General features: G+C 70.0%; 6 protein-coding genes. 5 read left to right on the top strand and 1 reads right to left on the bottom strand.

All coding sequences use genetic code 11. The features are described 5' to 3' along the window. The first annotated feature begins 1,566 nt into the window (after positions 1-1,566). Positions 1,567-2,136 carry a DUF6431 domain-containing protein gene (locus EJC77_RS09915; protein ID WP_125612134.1) on the top strand — a complete coding sequence of 190 codons (570 nt, stop codon included), beginning with the start codon at positions 1,567-1,569 and terminating at the stop codon, positions 2,134-2,136. A gap of 25 nt (positions 2,137-2,161) precedes the next feature. Further along, positions 2,162-2,317, top strand: a complete 156-nt coding sequence (locus EJC77_RS20685; protein WP_205787069.1) for a hypothetical protein — start codon at positions 2,162-2,164, stop codon at positions 2,315-2,317. 126 nt (positions 2,318-2,443) lie between these two features. Here EJC77_RS20685 and EJC77_RS09910 read toward each other — a convergent pair whose 3' ends face one another. Next, on the bottom strand, positions 2,444-2,950 hold the full coding sequence (locus EJC77_RS09910) for an OsmC family protein (protein ID WP_125612132.1): 507 nt from the start codon (positions 2,948-2,950) through the stop codon (positions 2,444-2,446). A 149-nt stretch (positions 2,951-3,099) separates the two neighbouring features. Between EJC77_RS09910 and EJC77_RS09905 the strand changes: the two genes are divergently transcribed. The 3 genes from EJC77_RS09905 to uvrC all read left to right on the top strand — a co-directional run bounded on the left by EJC77_RS09905 (position 3,100) and on the right by uvrC (position 6,519). After that, positions 3,100-3,807, top strand: coding sequence for an HAD hydrolase-like protein (locus EJC77_RS09905; RefSeq protein ID WP_240630062.1), 708 nt, complete (start codon positions 3,100-3,102; stop codon positions 3,805-3,807). Further along, positions 3,794-4,462, top strand: coding sequence for a lysophospholipid acyltransferase family protein (locus EJC77_RS09900; RefSeq protein ID WP_125612130.1), 669 nt, complete (start codon positions 3,794-3,796; stop codon positions 4,460-4,462). The genes EJC77_RS09905 and EJC77_RS09900 overlap by 14 nt, the downstream gene beginning before the upstream one ends. 71 nt (positions 4,463-4,533) lie before the next feature. After that, positions 4,534-6,519, top strand: coding sequence for an excinuclease ABC subunit UvrC (gene uvrC / locus EJC77_RS09895; protein WP_125612128.1), 1,986 nt, complete (start codon positions 4,534-4,536; stop codon positions 6,517-6,519). Positions 6,520-6,571 lie beyond the last annotated feature (52 nt).

The raw sequence follows: 6,571 nt of genomic DNA, 5'->3' as shown, positions 1-6,571 counted from the left end.
GGGATGTCCTGGCTGGGGTTGTACGTGCCGGCCGAGCGGGCCCAGGGCATCTGGAACCGGGCCACCGCCCTGGCCCGGGCCGCCCAGGGTCCGGGCGAGCCGCGCACCCTGGCCCAGCTGCGCGTCGACGCGGCCGTCACGCTGCTCCTGCACGGCCACACCGGCACCCCCNGGCCGGTGGCGGAGTCGGCGCGCGTGCCGACGGCGGCGCGGGCGCCGAGGGGTCGGGTGAGGGGGCCGGTGAGGGGCGACCGGTGAGTATCCTGGCCGGGCAGGGGCCCGAGGGGCCGTCGCCGCGGGCGCAGGTACTCGTCACCGTCCCGGTCCTGGCGTTGCTGGGATTGACGGGCGAACCGGCCGAGCTGGAAGGCTACGGGCCGCTCTCGGTGGACGTCGCCCGGCGGCTGCTGGCCGGGGCGTCGAGTTTCCTGCGCGTGCTCACCGACCCGGTCACCGGGGCGGCGCTGGCACTGACCCCGGACCGGTACCGGGTCAGCGGGCGGATGCGGCTGCGTTTGCGCCTGCGGCAANCCCACCTGCGCGTTCCCGGGCTGCANNNCCACGGTCGTCGCCGACACCGACCTGGACCATCTCCTGGCCTGGGAGGCCGGCGGCGCCTCCGTCGACGCCAACCTCGAGTGGCTGTGTCCACGCCACCACACCCTCAAGCACTATGCGGATGGCAGGGACAAGCACGGCCGCCACCCGCCCGCCGGCACCTGTCCCGGAACCGGTCCCGGCGTCATCGTCGACGCGGACGGGACCCCACTGNCGGCGCGGCTGGACACCGGCGATGACCGCGACCGGCCGGCCCGGCTGGACCGCGCCCTCGGGCCATTACCACCCGCCCGAACCGCCGGAGACCGCGCCGCCACAGTACCCGCGACAGCTGCGCCGGCTGCTGAAAAAGCTGCTGAAGGCAAGGCGGATGCGACATGGCGGCGGTTTGCCGGCCATACCCANGGTTGCGCAAAACAGCAACGGTGGAAGAGAGAAACGGGCACTGCCCGCCCGCCGGTCCGGCCCCGTCATCACCGTCCCGCTGGGCACCACCGCACTGGGAAACAGCGCGTTGGTGAACGCCGGCCAGAGCAAGACCGCCCCGGGCAACACCGCAGGGCGCATCGGCGGCGGCGCCACACACGCGACGCACACCCGACCCGGCCGGACAACCAACCGCACCGGCGCCAATGCGAGAACCAGCAACACCCACCACACCCGCACGCCCCCACGCTTCAGCCCCCTCGAACACCTCCTCACCTGTTGAGCGTCGCTTTGTATGGCCATGCATTGGTCATTGTGGGCGACGACAGCGATGCCATGGTTCAGGGTTCGTTGGCGGCGTCATCGTGACGACGACACCCGCCGTTCCGACCGGCGCGCTGCGTTCTCCGAGACGGTGTCGTCAAGCTGGTTTTGTTGGTTGAGCCGGCGTCCGGCGGCTTGTCCGTTCCAGGCCGCTGCCGGTTCCACACGAAGTGGCCCCTTCCCGCCGGCGGCCATGGTAGACAAGAGTCATCGACATGAGTGTTTGGCAGACGAGCAGGAGCAGGCACGATGATGATCGTGAACAGCCCCCAGCGGGACGAGGCGGCCTTACGGGCAGGGGAAATACCCTGCCCGGGCTGTTCGGGCCGGCTGCGCCCCCACGGGCACGCCCGCACCCGCACCGTGCGCGGCTTGGGCGACGCACGGTTGACCGTGCGGCCGCGGCGCGCCCGCTGCCCCGGCTGTGGCCGCACCCATGTCCTGCTGCCAGCCGCGTTGTCCTTGCGCCGGGCCGACGCCCTCGACGTCATCGGGACCGCACTGGCGGCCAAGGCCGCCGGCAGCGGGCACCGTACGATCGCCACCCTGCTGGGCCGGCCCCTCTCGACGGTGCGCCGCTGGCTCCGACGCGTACCGGAAACCCACACCCAGTGGCTATACGAGCAGGCCGTGCAGCACGCTTTCCGCCTCAACCCCGACATCCTGGTCCGCCCCAAACCCTGGCCGACCCTACTCGGCCATGGCTTGAATACCTTGGCCGGCGCGGCCCTGGCCTACTGCCGCCGGATAGACCCCGAGCTGCCACCCTGGACCGTGATCGGGCACTTCACGCGAGGTAACCTCCTGAGCCCGCCGCTGCGCACCTGAAAAAGAGACCAGACCGTGCCCTGCCATGCCCAGAAACAAACGTCACCATGACGACGACGCTCATGACCGCAGCCACATGCCCGGCACCGATGCCGACCACCACGTCACCATGACAACCAAACCCGCCAATCCCATCGTCAATACGAGTGACGCCGCCATCGTCAAACAACGTGACGGGTAACACCTCACCACCCGGCTCAACCTCCGAGACTGACGGGCCATTCACGCGCCCGGGCCGCGACGACCTCAGTCATCCTCCAGCGGGGCCCGGATGTGCCTTTGCCACCCGGGGGCTGCGGCAGCGCGCCTATCCGTGCCGCGAACTCGACACCGACAGGACCGGGGGAACGGCCAATGTCTGGAACACGACGCAGTAGCGCTCGGTCAGGCGAACCAGGGTGGCCAGCTGCCCGTCGTCCGCGTCGGAGACGAGGTCGAAGCGCAGCCTGATGCCGCTGAACCCCACCGGTGCTTGCCTGTCCACCGCCAGCGTGCCGCGAAAATCGAGGTCACCCTCCGCGTGCACCGTGCCCGTGACGTCGACACCGAGGGACGAGGCGACGGCGCCCAGCGTCACCCCGGCGCAGGCGACGAGCGCTTGCAGCAACATGTCCCCGGAACAGGCGGTCAGCCCATCGCCACCGGTTGCCGGGTGCAAACCGGCCTTTACCAGGGCCTGTCCCGTCGCCACCGAGCAGCTCACATCCATGCCCAGCTCGCCGTCGGCGTGCAGCGTCACGAACGCCGCATGGGCATCCTCGCGGTACCGCCGCTTGAGCGGTTCCTGGACCGCCCGCAAATCAACCGTGGCCATGGCAACGACTCCTTGCTCCGCAGGTCGAACAGTTCCAGTATGCGCCCCGGCTCCCGCGTCGGCACGGGCCGCCGGGCAGTCGCCGACCCATTCATTCCGTCCACGGAATGCTTGAGGGGATTGGCCGCGCGACGTGAGAAACTGGGCTGGTGACTCTTGCCTCCGCAGTGCTCTTCGACCTTGACGGCACGCTCATCGACCCGGCCGGCGGCATCACCGGAGGCATTGAACATGCCTTGCGCGTGATGAATCTTCCAGTGCCCCCGGACGAGGAACTCGCCGCCATGATCGGACCGAAACTGGCCGACGCGCTGCTCGCCCACACGGAGGCGACCCCGGACCAGGTGCCGGAACTCATCGACGTCTATCGCACCTGGTACCACCACACGGGCATCGGCCTGTCGCGTCCCTATCCCGGCATCGCCGGCCTCCTGGCCAGGCTGCGGGCGGCCGGCGTCCGCCTGGCCGTCGCCACGCAGAAGCCGGAGCCGCTCGCCCGCACCGTCCTGGCACGCCACGGCCTCGATACCGCATTCGACGTCATCCGTGGCTCCCACCCCGATGAAACGCTCATGCCCGGCGACCCGGGCTACCGCAGTGGCAAGGCCACCATCATCGCCGCCGCCCTGGCCGGATTGCAGGACCTCGCGCGTCCCGCCGACGACAACAGCCCCTCGAGTGCCGTCATGGTCGGGGATAGGGACCAGGACGTGCGCGGCGCCCACGCCAACGGGCTGGACTGCATCGGTGTCGCCTGGGGATTCGCGCCCGACGGCGAGCTGGCCGCGGAAGGTGCGGCCGTCGTCGTCCATTCCACCACCGAGCTGGCACAGGTCCTTGGCCATGGCGATCTATGACACCACGCGCTTCCTGACGCGCGCCACCATCAGTGCTTTTTGCCGGCCAACACTCGAAGGGCTGGAGAACGTACCCGCGAGCGGGCCGTTCATCGTTGCGCCCAACCACTTGTCGTTCCTCGACTCGGTGATCGTGCAGGCACTCACCCCCCGGCCGGTGTCCTTCTTTGCCAAGGCCGAATACTTCACCACCAAGGGCCTCAAGGGCCGGGCCATGAAAACGTTCTTCACGGCCGTGAACTCCATCCCGGTGGAGCGCGGCGAGCAGGCCGCCAGCGTCGCGGCGCTGAAGACGCTGCTGGACATCCTGGGCCGCGGCGAGGGCGTCGGCATCTACCCCGAGGGCACCCGCTCCCGGGACGGGCTGCTCTACCGCGGCCGCACCGGCGTCGGCTGGCTGGCCCTGACCACCGGTGCGCCCGTGCTGCCCGTCGGCCTCATCGGCACCGAGGAACTGCAGCCAGCCGGCTCCAACCGGATCCGGCCCAGGACGTTCACCATGCGCTTCGGCACGCCGCTGTACTTCGACAAGACCGGGCCGGACCACGCCCTCCCGGCCCGGCGCGCCGTCACCGACACCATCATGGACGCCATCGCCCTGCTCTCCGGCCAGCAGCGGGCGAACCGCTACAACCAGAGCCCCGCCACCGAGTAGCCGCCGGGCCGGTGGTTGAGTCTGGGCCCCCGCCCACTCAATGCACGCCCACTCAATGACAGAATGGAACCGTGGCAGATCCAACAAGCTACCGGCCGCGGCCCGGTGAAATCCCCACCGATCCGGGCGTCTACCGGTTCCGTGACGAGCACGGGCGCATCATCTACGTGGGCAAGGCGAAGAACCTGCGCTCCCGGCTCAACTCATACTTCGCGAACCCGGCGACGCTGCTGCCCAAGACGTACGCCATGGTGCACCACGCGGCCGGTGTCCAATGGACGGTCGTGGGCAGCGAGCTCGAGGCGCTGGTGCTCGAGTACACGTGGATCAAGGAGTTCGCGCCCCGCTACAACCTGGCATTCCGTGACGACAAGACGTACCCGTACCTGGCCGTCACCATGAGCGAGGCCATCCCGCGCGTGCAGGTCATGCGCGGCGAACGGCGCAAGGGCACCAAGTATTTCGGCCCGTACACGGCCGGCGCCATCCGCGAAACCATGGACACGCTGCTGCGCGTGTTCCCGGTGCGCACCTGCAGCCCGGGCGTCCTCAAAAGGGCGCAGCGCAGCGGCCGGCCATGCCTGCTCGGCTACATCGACAAGTGCTCCGCGCCATGCGTCGGGCGCATCAGCGAAGAGGACCACCGCGCCCTGGCCCAGGAGTTCTGCGACTTCATGGGCGGCGAGGCGAAACGGTTCATCGGGAAGCTGGAGAAGTCCATGGCCGAGGCCGTCGCGGAACTCGACTACGAGCGGGCCGCCCGGCTGCGCGACGACATCGCCGCGCTGCGCAAGGTGTTCGAACGCAACGCCGTGGTGCTCTCGGAGGACACCAACGCGGACATCTTCGCCGTCGAACAGGACGACCTCGAGGCGGCCGTCCAGGTGTTCCACGTCCGGGGCGGGCGCATCCGCGGCCAACGCGGCTGGGTCGTCGAGAAGGTCGAGGACTCCTCGGGACCGGAGCTGGTCGAGCACCTGCTCCAGCAGGTCTACGGGGCCGAGGAGGCGCAGCACGAGAACATCCCACGCCAAGTCCTGGTCCCCGAACTGCCCACCAACCACGAACAGCTGGCCGTTTGGCTGGGCGGGCTGCGCGGCGCCAAGGTGGACATCCGCATCCCACAGCGCGGCGAGAAGGCCAAGCTGATGGAGACGGTCCAGGCGAACGCGCGCCAGGCCATGGCCCTGCACAAGTCGCGGCGTGCCGGTGACATCACGTCGCGGTCGCTGGCGCTGGCGGAACTCCAGGAGGCGCTCGAGCTGCCCATGCCGCTGCTGCGCATCGAGTGCTACGACATCTCCCACGTCCAGGGCACCAACGTCGTGGCATCCATGGTCGTCGTCGAGGACGGACTGGCGAAGAAGAGCGAGTACCGCAAATTCGCCATCACCGGGGACGCGGCCATCGACGACACCGCCTCCATGCACGATGTCATCACCCGCCGCTTCCGCCACTACCTGGCCGAGCGGGAGGCACGCGCCGCCGGTGAGACCGCCAGCGGGGCCTCCGGGGAGGTCGACGCCGAGGCGGGAGAGGGCCACCGCGGCAAGTTCGCCTACCCGCCGAACCTGGTCGTGGTCGACGGCGGACCGCCCCAGGTCGCGGCGGCCGCCCGCGCCCTGACCGAACTGGGCATCGATGACGTCGCCGTGGTCGGGCTGGCCAAGCGCCTTGAGGAGGTCTGGGTGCCTGGCAGCGACTTCCCGGTCATCCTGCCGCGCGCCTCGGAGGGACTGTACCTGCTCCAGCGCATCCGTGACGAGGCGCACCGCTTCGCCATCACCTTCCACCGGGCGAAGCGGGCCAAGGCCATGACCGCATCCGTGCTCGACACCGTCCCCGGCCTGGGCCCGGCCAAGCGGGGCGAGGTGCTGCGGCATTTCGGCTCCCTGAAAAAGGCCCGGGCGGCAACGGTCGGGGAACTGGCGGACGTCAAGGGTGTCGGCCCGGTGCTGGCCGGGGCCATCCACAGGGTCCTGCACGAGGCCGCCGGCAGCACCGCCCCGGCCGTCAACATGACCACCGGGGAAGTGCTCGAGGACGAACCCCGCTAGCGCCCGCCGTCCTCCCCGGCCTCGCTTCGTCCGCGGCGGGGCCCTTGCCGCC

Origin of the sequence: Specibacter cremeus, from assembly GCF_003946885.1 — a bacterium.
Lineage (GTDB): Bacteria > Actinomycetota > Actinomycetes > Actinomycetales > Micrococcaceae > Specibacter > Specibacter cremeus.
The sequence above is the reverse complement of the archived record's forward strand: the minus strand, read 5'-3'. Positions and strand labels throughout refer to the sequence as shown.

Bases quoted from the DNA above. Each gene is read 5' to 3' on its own strand.
- EJC77_RS20685 (WP_205787069.1), top strand. From the start codon at position 2,162: ATGCCCAGAAACAAACGTCACCATGACGACGACGCTCATGACCGCAGC.
- EJC77_RS09910 (WP_125612132.1), bottom strand. From the start codon at position 2,950: ATGGCCACGGTTGATTTGCGGGCGGTCCAGGAACCGCTCAAGCGGCGG.
- EJC77_RS09900 (WP_125612130.1), top strand. From the start codon at position 3,794: ATGGCGATCTATGACACCACGCGCTTCCTGACGCGCGCCACCATCAGT.